The sequence below is a fragment of the Allobosea sp. GW821-FHT09G06 genome, assembly GCF_059416005.1.
The window spans coordinates 438,934-458,750 of sequence record NZ_JBWKOI010000004.1 but is presented as its reverse complement, the minus strand read 5'-3'; the positions used below and the strand labels follow the sequence as shown (position 1 = coordinate 458,750).

At 66.5% G+C, this 19,817-nt stretch carries 19 protein-coding genes; 7 read left to right on the top strand and 12 right to left on the bottom strand.

The annotated features are described in order from the left end of the window. Positions 1-718: 718 nt before the first annotated feature. On the top strand, positions 719-1,219 hold the full coding sequence (locus AC07NY_RS21400; RefSeq protein ID WP_494585474.1) for a hypothetical protein: 501 nt from the start codon (positions 719-721) through the stop codon (positions 1,217-1,219). 61 nt (positions 1,220-1,280) lie between these two features. Further along, the gene (locus tag AC07NY_RS21395; protein ID WP_454656798.1) at positions 1,281-1,691 is read left to right on the top strand and encodes an NADH:ubiquinone oxidoreductase subunit NDUFA12; all 411 of its coding nucleotides are present in this window, start codon (positions 1,281-1,283) and stop codon (positions 1,689-1,691) included. A gap of 3 nt (positions 1,692-1,694) precedes the next feature. Here AC07NY_RS21395 and AC07NY_RS21390 read toward each other — a convergent pair whose 3' ends face one another. After that, complete coding sequence (locus tag AC07NY_RS21390; RefSeq protein WP_494585473.1) at positions 1,695-2,264, bottom strand: isochorismatase family protein; 570 nt, start codon at positions 2,262-2,264, stop codon at positions 1,695-1,697. A 235-nt stretch (positions 2,265-2,499) separates the two neighbouring features. Between AC07NY_RS21390 and AC07NY_RS21385 the strand changes: the two genes are divergently transcribed. Then, complete coding sequence (locus tag AC07NY_RS21385) at positions 2,500-3,141, top strand: DUF2155 domain-containing protein (RefSeq protein WP_494585472.1); 642 nt, start codon at positions 2,500-2,502, stop codon at positions 3,139-3,141. A gap of 24 nt (positions 3,142-3,165) precedes the next feature. Here the strand turns inward: AC07NY_RS21385 and aat are convergent, their stop codons facing one another. Together aat and gyrA are read right to left on the bottom strand one after the other, a co-directional pair. Continuing rightward, complete coding sequence (gene aat / locus AC07NY_RS21380) at positions 3,166-3,837, bottom strand: leucyl/phenylalanyl-tRNA--protein transferase (RefSeq protein ID WP_494585471.1); 672 nt, start codon at positions 3,835-3,837, stop codon at positions 3,166-3,168. Positions 3,838-4,074: 237 nt separating this feature from the next. After that, positions 4,075-6,879: a DNA gyrase subunit A gene (gene gyrA / locus AC07NY_RS21375; protein WP_494585470.1), complete on the bottom strand. Its 2,805-nt coding sequence runs from the start codon at positions 6,877-6,879 to the stop codon at positions 4,075-4,077. 211 nt (positions 6,880-7,090) lie between these two features. On the opposite strand from gyrA, the gene AC07NY_RS21370 reads away from it, so the two are divergent. Continuing rightward, positions 7,091-7,723 carry a MarC family protein gene (locus tag AC07NY_RS21370; protein WP_047578535.1) on the top strand — a complete coding sequence of 211 codons (633 nt, stop codon included), beginning with the start codon at positions 7,091-7,093 and terminating at the stop codon, positions 7,721-7,723. A gap of 10 nt (positions 7,724-7,733) precedes the next feature. Here the strand turns inward: AC07NY_RS21370 and AC07NY_RS21365 are convergent, their stop codons facing one another. Continuing rightward, positions 7,734-8,273: a GNAT family N-acetyltransferase gene (locus AC07NY_RS21365; protein WP_494585469.1), complete on the bottom strand. Its 540-nt coding sequence runs from the start codon at positions 8,271-8,273 to the stop codon at positions 7,734-7,736. 47 nt (positions 8,274-8,320) lie between these two features. Then, positions 8,321-8,650 (bottom strand): hypothetical protein, encoded by a 330-nt coding sequence (locus tag AC07NY_RS21360; protein WP_494585468.1) that lies wholly within the window; start codon positions 8,648-8,650, stop codon positions 8,321-8,323. 297 nt (positions 8,651-8,947) lie between these two features. On the opposite strand from AC07NY_RS21360, the gene AC07NY_RS21355 reads away from it, so the two are divergent. The 3 genes from AC07NY_RS21355 to AC07NY_RS21345 are packed head-to-tail and all read left to right on the top strand — an operon-like array spanning position 8,948 to position 10,279. Then, positions 8,948-9,262 (top strand): ArsR/SmtB family transcription factor, encoded by a 315-nt coding sequence (locus AC07NY_RS21355; RefSeq protein WP_494585467.1) that lies wholly within the window; start codon positions 8,948-8,950, stop codon positions 9,260-9,262. Beyond that, complete coding sequence (locus AC07NY_RS21350) at positions 9,259-9,618, top strand: SRPBCC family protein (RefSeq protein WP_494585466.1); 360 nt, start codon at positions 9,259-9,261, stop codon at positions 9,616-9,618. The genes AC07NY_RS21355 and AC07NY_RS21350 overlap by 4 nt, the downstream gene beginning before the upstream one ends. Before the next feature lie 49 nt (positions 9,619-9,667). Continuing rightward, positions 9,668-10,279 (top strand): ATP-dependent Clp protease proteolytic subunit, encoded by a 612-nt coding sequence (locus AC07NY_RS21345; protein ID WP_494585465.1) that lies wholly within the window; start codon positions 9,668-9,670, stop codon positions 10,277-10,279. An 18-nt stretch (positions 10,280-10,297) separates the two neighbouring features. Here AC07NY_RS21345 and AC07NY_RS21340 read toward each other — a convergent pair whose 3' ends face one another. From AC07NY_RS21340 to guaB, 7 genes are all read right to left on the bottom strand, one after another. Further along, positions 10,298-11,476 (bottom strand): E22 family MetX-like putative esterase, encoded by a 1,179-nt coding sequence (locus AC07NY_RS21340; RefSeq protein ID WP_494585464.1) that lies wholly within the window; start codon positions 11,474-11,476, stop codon positions 10,298-10,300. 80 nt (positions 11,477-11,556) lie between these two features. Beyond that, complete coding sequence (locus AC07NY_RS21335; RefSeq protein WP_494585463.1) at positions 11,557-13,299, bottom strand: AsmA family protein; 1,743 nt, start codon at positions 13,297-13,299, stop codon at positions 11,557-11,559. A 95-nt stretch (positions 13,300-13,394) separates the two neighbouring features. Continuing rightward, positions 13,395-14,981 carry an ABC transporter permease gene (locus AC07NY_RS21330; RefSeq protein WP_494585462.1) on the bottom strand — a complete coding sequence of 529 codons (1,587 nt, stop codon included), beginning with the start codon at positions 14,979-14,981 and terminating at the stop codon, positions 13,395-13,397. Between the two features lie 95 nt (positions 14,982-15,076). Next, entirely contained in the window at positions 15,077-16,087 is a 1,011-nt protein-coding gene (locus tag AC07NY_RS21325) for an extracellular solute-binding protein (protein WP_494585461.1), read from the bottom strand. A gap of 344 nt (positions 16,088-16,431) precedes the next feature. Further along, complete coding sequence (locus AC07NY_RS21320; protein WP_494585460.1) at positions 16,432-17,547, bottom strand: DUF2865 domain-containing protein; 1,116 nt, start codon at positions 17,545-17,547, stop codon at positions 16,432-16,434. A 143-nt stretch (positions 17,548-17,690) separates the two neighbouring features. Continuing rightward, the gene (locus tag AC07NY_RS21315; RefSeq protein WP_494585459.1) at positions 17,691-18,101 is read right to left on the bottom strand and encodes an MAPEG family protein; all 411 of its coding nucleotides are present in this window, start codon (positions 18,099-18,101) and stop codon (positions 17,691-17,693) included. Positions 18,102-18,170: 69 nt separating this feature from the next. Next, entirely contained in the window at positions 18,171-19,664 is a 1,494-nt protein-coding gene (gene guaB / locus AC07NY_RS21310) for an IMP dehydrogenase (RefSeq protein ID WP_336813520.1), read from the bottom strand. Positions 19,665-19,817: the final 153 nt, after the last annotated feature.

Here is a 19,817-nt window from a genome sequence, read left to right as displayed (position 1 = left end):
GATCTTCGTCCCTTGATCTGCCGCGGGCTCGCCTTGCAAGCCACGCGCGGCCGGTTGATCACCGGCTCCTGATGTCAGCCCAACTCGGTTTGATGCCCTGTGGGATCTCCGCGGTGTCGCCCCGCCGATGGTCCCGGACGCGCCCAAAATGTCCGCGCAAATCCGTTCGCTTCCGCTGTTGATGGCGGATGCGGCGGCAGGCCCGGAACACACTGGAAAACTAGGGTTTCGCAGTCATCCAGAGGGGGTGCCGCCGGCCGTCATGCGATGGTCAAAATCTAGTGCAGATGCCCATCGGGCGTCAAGGAATAGTGCCCCGTGATCCCTGTGGACACGACATCTGGTAGGGATATGTGGGTTATGGGGATAAGTTGCAAGGCGCCCGCTAAGCCTCGGAAATCACCGGGGAATCGGATGTACCGCGGCAAGATTGCCACAGTGCCGGGCGAAGCGCAGTCCTTAAAATCCCCGCTATTCATGGTTGACGATTGGTGAAGCCGGTCGGCTTGAGGCTTGCTGCGAGCGTCGCTTTCAGAGCCGCCCGGAAGTGGCTGATCTCGGGCGATTTCCCGGCGAATGCCGTCATCGCGGGCCAGTTCGAATCGCGGCCGAATCGTGGCCAGCGGCGTAAGACACGCGCAGATTGAGCGATCCACTTAAAGTGACGTTAGGTTGGCCGTGCTACGCGGATTGAAGCGTGATCCGTCCGGGACTGCCCATGCATCGCTATGCCTTCTGCCTGCTCCCTCTGGCGCTCGCCGGCTGCACCGACAGCGAGCCGCTGGCTCCAGCCTTTGCGGGAGAATGGGCGTCACGCAGGATGGGGTGCCGCGAGGCGCCGCGCATCACCATCAACAAGACCGGCATTTCGGCGCCGGGAATGCCTGTGAACGGGCTGACCTTCACGAAGACGACGGTTTCCGGGTCGACGGCGCATGTCGTCATGGAGCTGAGCGCCAGCGCGCGGCTCATGGCCGGCTCGCCTGACCCCAAAAAGCCTCGATACGAGCTGGACCCGCGCTCAATCGAGGTTCTGGCGACGCTGGTCGCATCGGGCCGGTTCGTCAACGCGACCAATGTCATGGTCAGGGACAAGCAGACCCGCCAGCTCAGGGCCGTCGAGCCCGACGTTCTCGCCGTCATGAGCCTGACACGCTGCGACGCGAGCGAAACATCGCGCAGTTTCAGCACGGTCGGCCTGCCGCGGGCTGGACAGTAGCCGGTGCCGGGGCCATAAGTCGCCCGATTGTTTTGCATCGCGCGCACGGACTTGAAAGACGATGAAGGACTGGCTGCTGCAGATCTTCACCTGGTGGAACGGCCAGACGATCGGCACGCGTTTCCACACCTGGCGCCATGGCGAGCGGGTGGGCGAGGACGAGTTCGGCAATGTCTATTACCGCACCAAGGGTGGGGTGAAGGACAAGGCGCTCGGCTTCCAGCGGCGCTGGGTGATCTACAAGGGCGACGCGGAAGCCTCCAAGGTACCGCCGGGCTGGAACGGCTGGCTGCATCACACGGTCGATGTCGCGCCGTCCGAGGAAAGCTACCAGCCGCGCGAGTGGCAGCAGCCGCACCAGCAGAACTGGACCGGCACCGCGCTGGCCTATCGCCCGCAGGGCTCGACGCTCGCCGAGGGCGAGCGCCCGGCCGCGACCGGCGACTACCAGGCCTGGACGCCCGGCCGCTGAGGATCAGGCGGCTTTCGGGCTGCCTGCCGCGATCAGGCCGAGAATCTCGGCTGTCGGCCTGACATCGCCAAAACAGCGATAGATCGTGGTCAACGAGGCCTCGTGCAGCCCTCTCGCATGTCCGATATTCGCGTCGGATACCATGATGACCCGATAGCCCAGCTCCACGGCGTCGCGGACCGACGATTCGCAGCAGACATTCGTGACCGTGCCCGCGATCAACAGCGTGTCGATGCTGCGCTGTTCAAGGCGCGCGTGAAGATCGCAATGCCCCGGAAAGAAGGCGCTGTAGCCGCGCTTGGACACTTGGATGTCGTCCGCGGCCGGCGAAAACTCCGGCCAGAGGCGAGAGCGCGGGTCGTCTTCTCGCGCCGCTTCGGCAAAACCGCGCTGACGCGCCTCGCCATGGATCGCGCGCATGATGGGCGCATTCGCGGATTCGGGCGCGGCTGTGACCCAGGCAATCGTCCCGCCGGAAGCGCGCAGAGCGGTCGCGATGGCCGTGACGGGCCGGACGAGACCATGACAGGTCTCATCGTTTTCGATCGAAGCCTGCATCAGGTCGATCACCACCAGCGCCGTCCGAACCGGATCGAGCGCCTCGAAAGCGTGCAGGCGTCCGCGCCGGGCCACGATCTTGGCGACGACTTTCGGATCGATTCCGCTGGGATGTTGCATGGCGAGCCCTCCGTGAGCGGCAGACGAATCTGCGGTGATCGAGAGGCATCATGCCCTTTTTCCGCTGCCTTTACCGTGTTACTGCGCCTCGTCGCGGTCCTTCCGCGCTGTCGAAGAGATTCGCGCCAGCATGCCGTTCCTGTTCCGCCTTTCGACCCTGGCCGGCCTCGCCACGAGCGCGGCCGCGCTGCTCGCTGCGATGGGCCCGGCGCAGGCCGACCGCATCCGCAATCCGACGGCCGTCTTCGCCGGCCTCGACAAGATCACCGGCCGCATCATCTCCTTCGAGGTGGCGATCGACGAGACCGTGCAGTTCGGCGCGCTGCAATTGACACCGCGCGTCTGCTGGACGCGTCCGCCGACCGAGGCCCCGCAGACTGATGCCTTCGTCGAGGTCGACGAGGTCACGGTCAAGAACGAGTACCGGCGCATCTTTACCGGCTGGATGTATGCGGCGAGCCCCGGCCTGCACGGCGTCGAGCATGCGATCTACGATGCCTGGCTGACGGATTGCAAAGGCGGCACCGAGCTCGTCGTCGATCCCAAGGAGCCGGAGGCGCCGCCCGCTGACGACCCGCGTCGTCCGCGTACCCCGCCGCGCGATCCCAATCAGCCGCCATTGCCCGGACAGCAGCCCGGGCTGCTGCCGCCGGGCGGGCGCATCGATGTCGAGCCGCCGCGCGGCGTGCCGGTGCAGCCGCAACGGCCGAGCCAGCGTTTCTTCCCGACCAACCCAGGCCAGGGCCGCGATCCGACCGGCGGCGGCGGCTGAGCCGTCGCCGCGGCATTTGCTGTTTCAGAGCTGGGTCAGAACGTCGCGGCCGCTGACTGGCGCCGAGTTGGGCCAGGCGTGCCAGTCGCCCTGGTACTGCAGGGCGTCTTCGAGCAGCCGGCGATAGGCGTCACGCGGAATCTCGAGGGTACCGAACTGGGCGAGATGACCAGTCTGGAACTGTGTATCGAGCAGCCGGTAGCCGCCATGCCTCAGCCGGGCCACCAGATGGACCAGCGCGACCTTCGAGGCATCGGTTTCACGATGGAACATGCTCTCGCCGAAAAAGGCGCCGCCCAGCGAGAGCCCGTAGAGCCCTCCGACCAGCCGGCCCTCACGCCAGCATTCGACCGTATGGACATAGCCTAGCGCGAAGAGCTCGCCGAAGATCTCGCGGATGCGCCGGTTGATCCAGGTTTCGGTCCGGTCCGGCTTCGCTTCGGCGCAGGCGCTGATGACGGCGTCGAAGGCGCTGTCGATCCTGATCTCGAAGCGGTCCGACCGCACGGTCCGGGCCAATCGTGACGAGAGATGGAAGCGATCCAGCGGGATGATGCCGCGCAGCTCCGGCTCCACCCAGAACAGGCCTGGGTCATCGGCGCTCTCCGCCATCGGGAAGATGCCGGCGGCATAGGCGCGCAGCATGATCTCCGGCGTGATCGCAGGGGTGCGGACGGGCACGGAACGAGCCTTCATGACCGGATGGGAACGTGAGGCGGGGTTTCTGTCAAACGAAGGCTACTAGACGGCCGGCTCGTCATGCTCGGGCTTGACCCGAGCATCTCGTGACGGAGAGGCGCCTTTTCCGGCGAGAGATTCTCGGGTCTGCGCTTCGCGCTGCCCGAGAATGACGCGCACTCATGCCACTTCACATGAGCCTCCCGACCATGGCTTCAGCAATGTCTGAAGCCATGGCCGCAAGAGGCTGACCGATCAGCCTTCCGTCGACTCGGCGCCGGGGGCTTCGTCGCCTGCCTCGCCGTTCTCGCCGCCTTCGCCGTCGTCATTGATGCACTCGACCGAGACGACCTTCTCGTCCTTGTCGGTGTTGAACACCGTCACGCCCTGGGTCGAGCGCCCGGCGATGCGGATGCGGTTGTTCGGGCCGGCATCGACCGGCACGCGGATGAGCTGGCCGCCATCGGTGACCAGCATGAGCTGGTCTGAGTCGAGTGCCGGGAAGGAGGCGACGAGCTTGCCGTTGCGATCGTTCACGACCATGGCGACGATGCCCTTGCCGCCGCGCCCGGTGACCCGGTACTCGAAGGACGAGGTGCGCTTGCCGTAGCCGCGCTCCGAGACCGTCAGGATGAACTGCTCGGCCGCGCCCATGGCGGTATACTTCTCGAGCCCGAGCTCAATATCGCCGGCGCTCTCCTCGGCATCGGCCTCGACCGCCGCCGTAGCTTCAGCGCCGTCCTCGGCCTCACCGGTCAGCGCCCTGCGGGCGGCCGCGGCGCGCTTGAGATAGGCGGCGCGCTCGTCCGGCGTGGCGTCCAGATGATGCAGGATCGCGAGCGAGATGACCTCGTCGCCCTTGGCCAGGTTGATGCCGCGCACGCCGGTCGAGTCGCGGCCCTTGAAGACGCGCACTTCCGGCACCGCGAAGCGGATGCACTGGCCGTCGGCCGTAGTCAGCAGCACGTCGTCGTTCTCCGTGCAGATCTGCACGTCGACGATATGGTCGCCCTCGTCGAGCTTCATCGCGATCTTGCCGGCGCGATTGACGTTGACGAAGTCGGAGAGCTTGTTGCGGCGCACCCCGCCCGAGGCGGTCGCGAACATCACGTCGAGCGTCTCCCAGCTCGCCTCGTCCTCCGGCAGCGGCATGATTGTGGTGATGCGCTCGCCGGCCTCGATCGGCAGCATGTTGACCAGTGCCTTGCCGCGCGCGTTCGGCGCCGAGAGCGGCAGGCGCCAGACCTTCTCCTTGTAGACCTGGCCTTCCGAGGAGAAGAACAGCACCGGGGTATGGGTCGAGGCGACGAAGAGCCTTGCGACGAAATCCTCGTCCTTGGTCGCCATGCCGGAGCGGCCCTTGCCGCCGCGGCGCTGCGCCCGGTAGGTCGAGAGCGGCACGCGCTTGATGTAGCCGCCATGGCTGACGGTGACGACCATGTCCTCGCGGGCGATCAGGTCCTCGTCGTCGAGGTCCGAGCCCCAATCCTGGATCTCGGTGCGGCGCGGCGTGGCGAAGGCATTCCTGACTTCGGCGAGCTCGGCCTTGACGATCGACTGGATGCGGGCGCGCGAGCGCAGGATGTCGAGATAATCCGCGATCTCCTTGGCGAGCTTCTCCAGCTCGTCGCCGATCTCGTCACGGCCGAGGGCGGTGAGGCGCGACAGGCGCAATTCGAGGATCGCCTTGGCTTGCGCATCCGAGAGCCGGTAGGTGCCGTCCGGGTTCATCGGATGGCGCGGGTCGTCGACCAGCGCGATCAGCGGCGCGATATCCTCGGCCGGCCAGTCGCGCGCCATCAGCGATTCATGCGCGGCTGCCGGGGTTGGCGCTGTGCGGATCAGGCGGATGACTTCGTCGATATTGGCGACGGCGGTGGCGAGGCCGCAGAGCACATGGGCGCGCTCGCGGGCCTTGTTCAGCAGGTAGCGCGTGCGCCGCGAGACGACCAGTTCACGGAACTCGACGAAGGCCGAGATGAAGTCCTTGAGGTTCAGGACTTCCGGGCGGCCGCCGTTCAGCGCGACCATGTTGGCGCCGAAGGAGGTCTGCAGCGGGGTAAAGCGATAGAGCTGGTTCAGCACGACATCGGCGACGGCGTCGCGCTTGATCTCGATGACGACGCGCACGCCCTCGCGGCTGGATTCGTCGCGCAGGTCGGAGATGCCCTCGATGCGCTTCTCGCGCACGAGATCGGCGATCTTCTCGACCATCGTCGCCTTGTTCACCTGATAGGGGATCTCGGTGACGACGATCGCCTCGCGCTCCTTGCGCATCTCCTCGATATGCGTCTTCGAGCGCATCACGATCGAGCCGCGGCCGGTGTGATAGGCCGAATGGATGCCGCTGCGGCCCATGATCGAGGCGCCGGTCGGAAAGTCCGGACCGGGGACGATCTCGATCAGGTCGTCGATCGAGAGCTCGGGATCGTCGATATAGGCGACGCAGGCGTCGATGACCTCGCCGAGATTATGCGGCGGGATGTTGGTCGCCATGCCGACCGCGATGCCGCCGGCGCCGTTGACGAGGAGGTTCGGGTAGCGCGCCGGCAGGACCGTCGGCTCATGCTCCTTGCCGTCGTAGTTCGGCTGGAAATCGACCGTGTCGAGGTCGAGATCCTCGAGCAGGGGCATCGCCGCCTTGTCGAGGCGCGCTTCGGTGTAACGGTCGGCGGCGGCGGAATCGCCGTCCATCGAGCCGAAATTGCCCTGGCCGTCGATCAGCGGCAGGCGCAGCGAGAAGTCCTGCGCCATGCGCACGAGCGCGTCATAAACCGCGAGATTGCCGTGCGGATGGTATTTACCCATCGTGTCGCCGACGATGCGGGCGCATTTGGTATAGGGCCGCTCGGGCACGTTCTTGTTTTCGTGCATCGAGAACAGGATGCGGCGGTGGACCGGCTTCAGGCCGTCGCGGACATCGGGCAGAGCGCGGCTCACGATCACGCTCATGGCGTAATCGAGATAGCTCTTCTTCATCTCGTCGGTGATCGCGATCGGCTTGATGTCGCCGCCGAGATCCGGGGCTCCGTCGCGCTTGTCGTCGGTATCGTCGCTCAAGGGGAAATGTCCCGATTCCTGCTGGTTTTTCAGCCTTCTGGCTAGCCGATTCCGGCATGAGACGCCAGCAAAAGCGGGCGCTGTCCAAGCAAAAATTCCGCCAATGGATTCAGTATGTTACGAGCCGTTTTCGGATGCGTTCGCGCGCGTCGCCATATTCCGGCCTTTCTTGGCGCGTGACGGCGGGCTTGCGGCATGCTGATGTGGCGCCATGTTCGTCGAATTCGCCACCGCCGCGCTCGTCACCATGCTGGTGACGCTCGATCCTCCGGGCCTCGCGCCGATCTTCCTGTCGCTGACGCGCGGGATGTCGGAGGGCGAGCGCAGGCAGGTCGCGATCCGCGCCTCGATCATCGCCTTCTGCATCATGGCCTTCTTCGCCGTGGCGGGCGACATCGTGCTGAAGGCGCTCGGCGTCTCGCTGCCGGCCTTCCGCATCGCGGGTGGGCTGCTGCTGTTCTGGATCGCTTTCGAGATGGTGTTCGAGCGCCGCACCGAGCGCAAGCAGCAGACGGCCGAGACCGCGATCACGCAGGATCATATCCGCAATGTCGCGGCCTTCCCGCTGGCGATCCCGTTGATGGCGGGTCCGGGCGCCCTGACCGCGATGATCCTGCTCGCCGGGCGCGCCCATGGCGACCCGCTGCTGCTGGCGACGCTCGCGGTGATCTGCGGGCTGGTGGTGCTGTCCTGCCTGCTGGTCTTCCTGACGGCGACGCCGATCGCGAAGCTGCTCGGCGTTACCGGCAATATCGTGCTCACGCGCCTGCTCGGGGTGATCCTCGCCGCACTCGCGGTGCAGTTCGTGATCGACGGGATCAAGGCCGCGGCACAGGCGGGGTAGGGGCTGCGGCCTATCTTTCCCGGCCATTCCAATCTGCGCGCAGCAGCTCGTACCAGACCTCGCCTTGTTCGGCGCCGGGGATGGGGGGCGCGAAATTTGGGAATGTCGTGCGGGCGTGTTTCATGCCGAGCTTTTCCATGACGCGGCGCGAGCCGCGGTTCACGGCCATGGTGCAGGCGACGATCCTGTCATAGCCAGCGCTATCGAAACCCCAGGCGACCAGAGCCGAGGCGCCTTCCGAGGCCAGCCCCTGGCCCCAGGCGTCTCGGCGCAGGCGATAGCCGACCTCGGCGAGGGATGCGCTCTCCGCAAACAGGCAGAACCATCCCACGAACGCGCCCGTGGCCGTACGCCGTGCCGTCCAGACATAGGGCTCGGAGCCCCTCGGCATCAGGAAGTTGACGTCCTTCGGGTCGGTCGTCTCATGGTCGACTGCGCCACCATTGAGGAAATGCATCACCTCCGGATCGAGCTCGAGGCCGATGAAATCGGCACGATCATCCGGGGTGCAAGGCTTCAGCGTCAGGGTCGTCGTCTGCAATACGGCCATCTCAACCCTCTTCGCCAGCTCACGCGGTACCATCGACCAAAAGCTGATCAGCGTCTCGGCCCCATCGTCCCGATCGTCCTCAGCCGCGCCGACCTGACCCAGCCGCTGACGTCGTTGCCGGTTTTGGAGTTGAGATACATCACCGACGACCAGCCATCCCGCGTCTGCGCATAGGCGATGACCTCGTCCTTCGGGATGATGAAGATGCCCTTCATCGGACAGGCGCTGTCCGGCGCCGAATGGAATTGCAGGCGGCCTGAGCCGGTCACGACCTGGCTCAGCGGCGGCGAGAGAGCAGGGGCCCGGTCCGAGCCAGTTTGCGGCTCCGTGCAGCCGGCTTGCGCAGCGTGGGACATAAGCGTCCATGCGAGGAGCATGGCTGGCCCCGTCATCCTCATGGCGTGCTCTTTCGCGCTGCAAGCCGATTTTAGGAGCACGCTAGAGCATGCCGGCGTGCAACGGAACCGTGCGGTCATCCCGGACAAGTTGCGCAGCAGCGCCGATCCGGGATCCATCGTACAGTTCCGGAGCCCTTCGATGGATCCCGGGGCAAGCTCGGGATGAGGATGTGGTTCCGAGACCAAGCCGCGAGCGGGAGGGGGCGCCATAACCGGCCTCGCTGCCTCCGAAACAGGCCTCTTGCGATTCACATAAGTCTACGCTTATGTATCTTCATGATCGAGAACGAGATCTTCAAGGCCCTGGCCGATCCGACGCGCCGCGCCATCCTCGACAAGCTGACGGCAGGCAGCCTGAATGCCAGTGTATTGCGTGAGGGCATGGCGATCAGCCAGCCGGCGATGTCGCAGCATCTCGCGGTGCTGCGCGGGGCGGGGCTCGTCCGTGAGGAGAGGCAGGGGCGCTTCGTGAACTACCGGGTCGACCCGGACGGGCTCGCGCTGGTCGCACGATGGCTGACGAAATACCGTGCCTTCTGGCCGGCGCGGATCGACGATCTTAGGACCTTGCTCAAGGAGATGGATCAATGAACGGCGATGATAGCCAGGCCGCGGCCGATCCTCTCGTCTTCGAGTTCCGGTTCGACGAGCCGCCCGAGAAGCTCTGGCGCGCGCTCAGCACGCCGGGCCTGCGCGAGCACTGGCTGCCCGATGCCGAGTTGGCCGATCCTGAGCCGAGCGTCGTCATGCCGGGGGAGGCGCTGCGCTACCGGATGCGCGACAGCGAACCGCCCTTTCTCGAAAGCGTGGTCACCTTCCGCATCGACGCCAGCGAGGCCGGCGGAAGCAGCCTGCATGTGATCCATGAATTGACCGATCGCCGCGTCGGGCAGGATCTGATCCCGGTGAACAGCAATGCGCCGCCACTGATGCGCGCCGCCGCCTGAGACGACGCGAACCACATTCCATTCCCTGTCGAAATCCTGGAGTTCGCCGATGCGCGAAGCGATGCAACTCGTCCCTATGGTCGTCGAGCAGTCGAGCCGCGGTGAGCGCTCGTTCGACATCTACTCGCGGCTGCTGCGCGAGCGGATCATCTTCCTCAATGGCGAGGTCAATGACGCGATGAGCGCGCTGGTTTGCGCGCAGCTCCTGTTCCTGGAGGCGGAGAACCCGAGAAAGCCGATCCATCTCTATATCAACTCGCCGGGCGGCGTGGTGACCAGCGGCTTCGCCATGTACGACACGATGCGCTACATCCGCTCGCCGGTGCATACGCTGTGCATGGGCACGGCGCGCTCGATGGGTTCGTTCCTGCTGATGGCGGGGGAGCCGGGCGAGCGCGGGGCGCTGCCCAATGCCAGCCTGCATGTCCATCAGCCGCTCGGTGGCTTTCAGGGGCAGGCCTCCGACATCCTGATCCATGCCGAGGAGATGCGGCAGACCAAGCACCGCCTGACCCGGCTTTATGCCGAGCATTGCGGACGAACCTACGAGGAGGTCGAGCGGTCGCTGGACCGCGACCGCTTCATGACCGCCGAGGAGGCGCTGGAATGGGGCCTGATCGACCGGATCGTCCACCGGATGGAGGAGCCGGCCGCCGCGTGAGCGGCCGGCAGTCCCCGCCTATTTCTCCAGGAATGCCCGGATCGCGCCTTCCGCCTGCTTCATCGACACCACGCCGTCGAGATGGCCGCGGGTGCCGTCGATGGTGGCGTGGGTGATGTCGCGCCCGGCAGCCTTCGCCGCCTTCACCGTCGTCGCGACCATGTCGGGCGTGAAGACGAGATCCTTGGGCTGCGTGATCAGCAGCATCGGCGCCTTGATCTTCGCCATGCCGTCGGCAAGCGAGGTGCCGCCCGCGGCGAAGAGCTGGTTCGCCTTGACGAGATAGAGGAAGTGGTTGGCGTCGGAGAGCTTGGCGCGGGCCATGCCGGCATTGTCGAGCACGCTCTGCACCTGGAACTTGTTGGCGAGCGCCTTGGCCGGGTCATCGCCCTCCTTGGCCGGGCGGCGGCCGAAGGTGGCGTTGGCCCAATCCTGATGGTTGGCCTGCAGCGTCACCGCCGTCAGCGCCTTGGCGAGGCCGGCGAGCGGCGGGGCCTTCCCGTAATAGTCGCCATTGTTCCAGTTGGGATCGACGAGGATGGGGGCGGCCCAGACGTCGAGCCAGGCGATCAGCATCGCATCCGCTTCGCCGGCACCGATCACCGGCATGGCCTTGGCGACCATCTCGGGATGGCTCGCCGCCCACTCGAAGGTCTGGAGCGAGCCCATCGAGGGGCCGGCGACCAGCGCAAGCTTCTTGATGCCGAGGCTTTCGACCAGCGCCTTCTGGACCTCGACGAAGTCGCGGACCGTGACGATGGGGAAGTCGAGCCCATAGGGCTTGCCGGTATCGGGATTGGTCGAGGCAGGGCCGGTCGTCGTGGTCTTGGGGTCGCCGGTGTTGAGATTCACCAGCGTGTCCGATGACAGGACGAAATACTTGTTCGTGTCGATCGCCTTGCCCGGGCCGATGATCGCGTCCCAATAGCCCGGCGCCGGGTCGTTGGCCGCATATTTGCCGGCGGCGTGCGAGTTGCCCGAGAAAAAGTGGCAGATCAGAATGGCATTGGACTTGTCGGCGTTGAGCGTGCCGTAGCTCTCCCAGCCGACGCGGACATTCTTCAGCGCGCGGCCACTCTGGGTAGTGAAGCTCGGGATCTCGAAGACCTTCTTCTCGACCGCCAGATCCTGCGCCTCGGCCATGCCTGCCGTCACCCACCCTGCAAGCGCCAGCGCGCCCATGATCCACATCTTCATCGCCGCATCCTTCCCGCTGCTGCAACAAGCTCCGGCGGCATGAGAGCGGATTTCGGGGGATAGCGAAAGCTAGGCTTAAGTCAGCGCGTGAGCAGTGTCGCGCCGGCCGGGCTGAGAAACGCCTCGGTTTCGATCTCGAAGGCCGGCGCATCGACAGGCCCCTTGAGCACGAAGGGCAACTTCAGGGCGCCGTTGGCGGAGGCGAGCAGCGCGGTCATGTCGAGATTGCGGCTGCGCAACAAGGCGCTGCCGGCGAGGTTGAAGCGATAGTTCTGGCCGGTCATCTGCGCTTCCGTCAGGGCGAGGATGCCGCCGGCGATCCCGGCATGGGCCGAAATGGTTTCGAACGGCGTCTTGCCCTGCCGCCAGTCGCGCAGCGCCTGGACCGGGCTGCGCTCGGCACGGCGGAGTAGTTCGGCGAAGGCGACGCCGCCGATCTCGCCCTGCCGGGCCGTGAGATTGACGCGTCCGGTGAGTGAGACCAGCAACTCGTCGAAGGTGCGGCCGACGCCGTCGAGAGCGATCTGCAGGCCCGCCGTGCCGCTCAGGCGCGCGAGCTGCGGCAGGTCGGACGCGGCTTGGCCGATATTCACCTTGTCGAGGCCCGCCTGGATCTTGACGTCGACGCCGTTGGGCGTGCCGAGCGCGAGCCAGCGGCTCTTGACGCTGCCGCCATAAGCGCTGGCGCGGAGCAGGCCGGTCTCGAAGCGCCCCTTCTTGACCAGAAGATAGGTGGCGACGTCGCTGAGCTTGGCGCCCTTCAGGCGGGCGGCATCGACCGAGATGCGCAGGTCGATGTCGCGTGCGGTCCAGGAATCGAGATCGAAGGGAGTGGTGTCCGCCACGTTGACGGCCGGCACAGGCAGGCGATCGACGAGGCGGCCGAGGTCGAGCGTCGCGCCGGCAAGCGTCCCCGATAACGCGAAGCGCCCGCCGGTTTCCGCGAGCTTGATCGCGCCGTCCAGGCGCTCGCCGTCGAGATTGACGATGGCGCTGTTGAACGAGACCTCGCGCGCCTTCACCTGGATATCGGACGAGATGGCGACGGCGCCGAGCGCCGAACCCAGACGCGACTCCTCGCCGAACCAGGCGAGAAGCTTCGGCAGCGAGGGCGTGGAGAGCACGAGCGGGCCGCTGATCACAGGCTCGCCGGGGCCGGAGCGGCTGCCTTCGAAGCGCAGCTTCAGCAGGGAGGAGGTCGCCGACAGGGCCGCCTTGGCGTTGCCGCCAACCATCGGCCAGAGCAGGTTCACCTCGGTCGGCACGCCGCGCCAGTTCAGCGAACCCGACAGGTTGAGCGGTTCGTTCAGGCCGCGTTCGTCGATGACGAGGTCGAGGTCGCGCACGACGCTCTGGATCGCGCCATTCGCCCGCAGGAAGAGCGAGCCCGAGCGAATGACGATCTTGCTCTGGCTCTGCAGTCGCTCGAGCTCGGCCAAAGGCGAGGCAAGCCATTCGGTGACGCCGTCGCTTCCTGCGGGGACGGCGACATCGATCCGCGGCGCGATGAGGTCCACCCGGTCGAAGCTGATCCGCCCGCCCAGAAGCGGCAGAAGGCGCAGATGCGCCTTGACCCGCACGGCCTCGCCGGCGAGCGCGCCGTCGCGTTGGGTGAAGGCGACCTGGGACAGGCTGATGCGTGGCAAAGGCAGCAGGGCGAATTCGGCGCGCTCGATCGCCTTGACGACAAAGCCGGTCCGCTCCTCGATCGCCTTAATCGCGCTGCGCTGGACGCGCCCGAGCGCGACGTCCCAGGACTGCAAACCGAGCAGGCCGATGGCGACGACGAGGCTGAAGGCGATAATCGCGGCGCGTCTGGTCATGGACTTCCGAATCGGCACCGGCCGAAAGTCAGCCAGCCCCCTGGCGGCAGAGGGTTTAGGCTGATCTCGGGGGCTTGTCGAGGCTGGGCAGCCGGCTATCCCGCGCGATCTGTGCCGGTTTTCGCCAGGATGAAGGCCGGATACAGGCCGGCGAGGATGATCAGCAATGCTGCCAGCGCTCCATCCTCGAAGACGCCGCGCGAGGCATGGCCATAGACGACGGTCGCGAGCGTGTCGAGATTGAGGGGGCGCAGCAGCAACGTCGCGGGCAGTTCCTTCAGGCAATCGACGAAGACCAGCAGCGCCGCTGCGGCGATGGCCGGGCGGGCGAGCGGCCAGTGAATGCGGCGCGTGACCTCCGTGCTGCCGGCTCCGAGCGCACGCGCGGCATCGTCGATCCGTGGCGAGACGCGCGACAGGCCGCTTTCGACGCCTGAGACCCCGATGGCGAGGAAGCGCACGGTATAGGCGATGATCAAAGCCGCGCCGGAGCCGATCAGGATCAGGCCGGGCTTGAGTCCGAACAGGGCGGACGCGGCATTCGCCAGCAGGTTGTCAAAGGCTGCGATCGGGATCAGCAAGCCGAGCGCCAGCACCGTGCCCGGCACGGCGTAGCCGAGGCTGGCGATACGGGCGAGGGGCTTCAGCCAGGTTTCGCGGCCGGAGCGGGCCGCCGTGGCGATGCCGAGGCCGAGGGCGACCACGAGGATCGACGCCAGTCCCGACAGTAGCAGCGCATTGCCGAGGAGCCGGAGCAGGGCCGTGTCGAACTGCGCCAGCAGGCCCCGCTGCAAGATTTCGGTGAGGAGATAGCCGATCGGCAGGGCGGCGCCGAAGAGCACGGGCAGGGCGCAGGCCAGTGTGGCGAGCGCGGCGGCGCGTCCATGCAGCGGCCGGCGCGTGACCGGGCGGGGTTGGCGGACGGGCAGGGCGAAGCGGCGCTGCCCGCGCAGCTTCACCTCGATGAGGATCAGTGCGAAGACCAGCAGCAGCATGACGCAAGCGATCTGGGCCGCGCCCGGCAGCGAGCCACGATTGACCCAGGTCGTGTAGATCGAGAGCGTCAGCGAGCGCACGCCGAGATATTCGGTCGCGCCGATATCGTTCAATGTCTCCAGCAGGACGAGGGTAAGCCCGGCGGCGAGGGCCGGGCGCGCGAGCGGCAGCCCGATGCGCCAGAACAGCCGGCCGGGAGCGGCGCCGAGATTGCGCGCGGCCTCGACGATGCTGGCGCCCTGCACGCCGAACAGCGCGCGCGTGCTGAGATAGACGTAAGGGTAGAGCACGATCGCCATGATCGCGATCGCGCCGGGCAGGTTGCGCGGATCGGGAAACCAGTAATCGCGCAGCGAGCGCCAGCCGGTGGCCGCGCGCAAGGTGCTCTGGAGCGGTCCCTGGAAGCCGAGGAACTCGACGTAGATATAGGCCGTGAGATAGGTCGGCAGCGCCAGCGGCAGCACCAGCAGCCATTCGAGCGAGCGCCGGCCGGGGAAATCGTACTGTGTCACCAGCCAGCTCGTGCCGACGCCGATGACGGCGCAGGCCAGGCCGACGCCGGCAAGCAAGAGGCCGGTCTGGACGAGGGCCGTCGGCAGGACATTGGCGGCGAGGTGCGGCCAGATCTCGACGGCCTGCGGCGAGGAGATCGCCGTGGCCAGCAGCGCGAGCAGCGGCAGCAGCACGAGCGCCGCCCCGCCGATCGCGGCATAGGCAAAACGGCTCGACGGCCGCCACGTGAATGGCGACCGTCGCGTAGAGTTGAGCGGGTGGCTCAGGCTCAATTGTCGAAGCCGACCTTGTCGACGAGGTTCGCCGCGGCCTTGCGCTGCTTGGCGACCTCCGAGAGCGGCAGCTTGTCGGGCGTGACGGTGCCGAGCAGCTTGACGGCGGCCGAGTCGGCCACGGCCGCGTTGACCGGGAACTCGAAATTGCCGTTGGCGTAGAGGGCCTGCGCCTTGTCGCCGAGCATGTACTCGACCAGCTTGACGGCGTTCGCCTTGTTCGGGGCGTTCTTGGCCAGCGCCGCGGCCGAGACGTTCACATGGGTGCCGCCATTGGCGAAGGTGGTCTTGAGCGGCTTGATCGCGTCGAACCAGCCCTTCTGCTCGTTCTTCGCCTCGCTCATCAGGCCGATATAGTAGGTGTTGATGATGGCGATGTCGCAGAGGCCGGACTGGATGTCGCGGGCGACGTCACGGTCGCCGCCGCCGGGCTTACGGGCGGCGTTGGCGCGCAGCGCCTTCAGGTAGGTCTCGGTCTTGTCGGCGCCGTGATGGGCGAGATAGGCCGCGAAGAAAGCGTTGTTATAGGGGTGCTGGCCGGCACGGATGCAGAACTTGCCCTTCCACTTGGGATCGGCGAGGTCCTCATAGGTGATCGCGTCCTGCTTGATGCGGTCCTTGGAGACGACCACGACGCGGGCGCGCTTGGTCAGCGTGACCCAGTTATTGTCGGGACGCAGCTGCGCCGGGACGGTCTTGTCGACGAGGTCGGACTTGATCGGTTGGGTGATGCCGGCCTCGACCGCGGCGTTGATCTCGCCGACATCGACCATGAGCATGACGTCGGCCGGGCTGTTGGCGCCCTCGGCGCGGATGCGCTCCTGCAGGCCGTCCTTCAGGAAAACGGCGTTGACCTTGATGCCGGTATCCTTGGTGAAGGCTTCCAGCACCGGGTTGAGCAGGGCCGGCTCGCGGGTCGTGTAGAGGTTGACGTCTTGCGCGAAGGCCGGGGCAGCCAGCAGGCAGGAAGACAGCGCCAAGGCGTGGAGATAGGTCTTTGCGGTCATTCTTCTGCTCCGTCGATGAGCGCAATCAGCGCGACAGGCGAGCGATAGAGCGACGCCCGCGGAGCGTCAATGAAGTAATCCTTTGATATCAATGCCTTATAAGGATTCTAGAGTTCTTCTTATTTTGACGAATTCTAATAAGTCAGGCATTCCATTGGAAACACGGCGAGATTTCGGGGCGGTCGGGATCGTACGCCTTTCGGCTGGGGCGACCTGTCGCGGCTCGGCGCCTTGCCTCCAGGTCAGTCGCGTCATGGCGGAATGGTGAAACTACGGCGCGAAACCGCGCCGCTGGCCCTCAGAAGGCAGATTGGCCTCTGGGGGGCGACCGGCGAAGCAGCGGTTCAGCGCGCCGGCAGGGAGAGCGGGATCAGCCGGACCGGCTCGCGCATCGTCGGATCGACGGAGCCACGCAGGATCGCGTCGCTGATGACGCTGTCGTCCTGAAGCTGTGCCTCGCGGACCCGCATCTGGCGCCGGACGGTACGCGCCTGCGCCTCCATCCGGGAGATGCCGACCTGCTCGTCGATCTGCTTGCGCTGGGCCTTGCTGAGCTCCGAGGCCGTGCGGAAATCGCGAAAGTCGCGCCGGTTGTAGGGCCAGCTCGAGCTGCCGGTGAAGGTCGAGACCTTGCCGTCGAGCACGACGCTGTCGCCCGGCCGCAAGGTGATGTCGCGCAGCAGGGAGATGCGTCGCTCGCCCGCCTGGACGATCGCCGGCCGGCAGGCCGGATCGGAGGCCTTGGCATGGCTGAAGGCCATTGGGAGCGCGCCATAGCGCTTGCCGTCGGCGGCGACGGCGTCGGCGATATCGGTCACGCCGGCCGCGGCCTTGAAGACCTTGACCGGAACGCCAGGGTTCATCGCCTTGCAGATCGCTTCATGCGCCTTGATGTCCCCGGACGCGCGAAGATAGCCGATCGGCGCATGGAAGCCGTCGCAGAGGCGCACGCAGAAAGTCTGGGCCCGGTCCGCCGCGCCGGTGACCGTGTCGAGCGAGGCATTGGTCGTGCCGGCCGGTCTGCGCTGCCGGTCGGCGAGCTTCTTGGGGGCGGTGCGGAAAGGGTTGAGCTCGATCGGCGGATGCGCGAGACGGCCGTCCGGCTGCACCTGCATGAGCGGCAGGCGCCAACCGTTATTGGCGGGCGCATAGGCATTGGCCTGCGGGGCGTAGCGGGTGGGAGCGGTGGACGTATAGGCGGCATTCCGCACGCCGGCCTGTGCCGCCTTTCGGGCGGCTTCCTGGGCGAAGAAGGCATGGATGCCGGCATCGTCCTCGGCCTGGACCAGCGACGCCGTCAGCACGATACCGCCCGAGCCGAGGGCGGCCCCGAGCACGGCCAGCGCCAGCAGGCGGCCCTTGCGGTTGCGCCGGACGATCTTCGCTTTGCCGGAAGCGGCAGCCACAACCTCACCCTCGCGGGCAAGAACCCGCGCCGGGACTTCACGGACACGCAACATCGCGTCACTCCAAACTACGCTTGTCCACCGTCCGCCGCCATTCGGGGTGTAGTTTACTTTTCGTTAAGCTTCAACGCTTCCGGGCGTGCGATCACCGGAAACGGCCGGAATGCTTAACGGGAGCGAGGGCCGGGCTCAGCCGCTCAGAGCACGGAGACGAGGACGCCCAGCCACATGCAGAACAGTGCGATGAAGCCGATGCCGTAGACCGCGCCACGCAGGGGCAGCTTGTTGGGGCCGAGATGGATGAAGGTGTGGATCACGCGGGTGGCGACATAAAGCCAGGCGAGCAGCGCCATGGCATAGCCGGTGGCACCGGTCTCCATCGCGACCATCACGACCGCGAAGAAAATCACCGGGGATTCGAACTGGTTGGTGAAGTTCGCGGCCGCGAGCCGCGCCGGGACCGGATAGCGCTCGGTCGAGACCGAGACCTCGTCTTGCCGGACGGCGCCGCTGCTGAAGGCATTCTTGCGGCGCAGGGCCAGGATGACGCCGACGACGAAGATCCAGAAGATCATCGCCAGCGTCGGATAGATCAGCTTGAGAGTCATGGTTGCGCGTCGCCTCGTGTCGCACCGGCCCGGATGAGCCGGGCAGTGCTGCACAATGCTCGCGATGACTCAAGAGCGGGTCGGGTAGTTCGGGCTCTCGCGCACGATGGTCACGTCATGGACATGGCTCTCGCGCAGGCCGGCGCTGGTGATGCGGATGAAGCGGGCCTTGTTGCGGTAGTCCTCGAGGTCCTTGCCGCCGACATAGCCCATGGCGGCGCGCAGGCCCCCGGCGAGCTGGTGCAGCACGTTCGAGACCGGGCCCTTGTAGGCGACCTGGCCCTCGATGCCCTCAGGCACCAGCTTCAGCGAGTCCTTGATGTCCTGCTGGAAGTAGCGATCGGCCGAGCCGCGCGCCATCGCGCCGACCGAGCCCATGCCGCGATAGGCCTTGTAGGAGCGGCCCTGGTACAGGAAGGTCTCGCCGGGCGTCTCGTCGGTGCCGGCCAGCAGCGAGCCGACCATGGCGCAGGAGGCGCCGGCCGCCAGCGCCTTGGCGAGGTCGCCCGAATACTTGATGCCGCCATCGGCGATGACCGGCACGCCGGCCTTCGCGCCGGCCGAGGCCGCATCCATGATCGCAGTGAGCTGCGGCACGCCGACGCCCGCGACGATGCGGGTGGTGCAGATCGAGCCCGGGCCGATGCCGACCTTGATCGCGTCGGCGCCGGCATCGATCAGGGCCTGGGCGCCGCCGGCGGTGGCGATGTTGCCGGCGATGACCTGGACCGAGTTCGAGAGCTTCTTCACCCGGCTGACGGCTTCCAGCACCTTGGCCGAATGGCCATGGGCGGTGTCGACGACGATGAGGTCGACGCCGGCATCGATCAGCATCTCCGAGCGCTCGAAACCCTGGTCGCCCGTCGTGGTCGCGGCGGCGGCCAGCAGACGGCCATGCACGTCCTTGGCGGCGTTGGGATGGGCGACCTGCTTCTCCATGTCCTTGACGGTGATCAGGCCAATGCAGCGATAGTGGTCGTCGACGACGAGCAGCTTCTCGATGCGGAACTGGTGGAGCAGGCGGCGCGCCTCCTCTGGGTTGACGCCCTCGCGCACCGTGATCAGCCGCTCCTTGGTCATCAGCTCGGAAACCGGCTGGGCCGGGTTCTGGGCAAAGCGGACATCGCGGTTGGTCAGGATGCCGACGAGCTTGCCGTTATGGCCCTGCGGGCCGCGCTCGACGACCGGGATGCCGGAGATGCCGTTGTTCTTCATCAGCGCCAGCGCATCGGCCAGCGTCTCATCCGGGTGGATGGTGATCGGGTTGGCGATCATCCCCGATTCGAATTTCTTGACGAGGCGAACCTGAGCGGCCTGCTGGTCGGCATCGAGATTGCGATGGATGACGCCGAGGCCGCCGGCCTGCGCCATCGCGATCGCCATGCGCGCCTCGGTGACCGTATCCATCGCCGAGGCGATGATCGGCAGGTTCAGCGAGATGGTGCGGGTGAGCTTCGTGCGGATATCGACATCCGCCGGCATGACCTCGGACGGGCCCGGCTCGAGCAGCACGTCGTCGAAGGTGAAACCGTCGCGAATCAGACCGTCGAGGGAAAGCGTCATCGTCAACTCCGACCGCCGGGCGAGGCCGGCTTTTCAAGGGGGCAGGGCGAGAGGCCCAGTGCCGAGTTGACGAGGCCCGTTAGCATGGGCGCGGCGGGTCCGCTAGTGCGCCGGGCTGGATTCTTTTGCAGTGCGGAAACGGCGCGTGTGCTT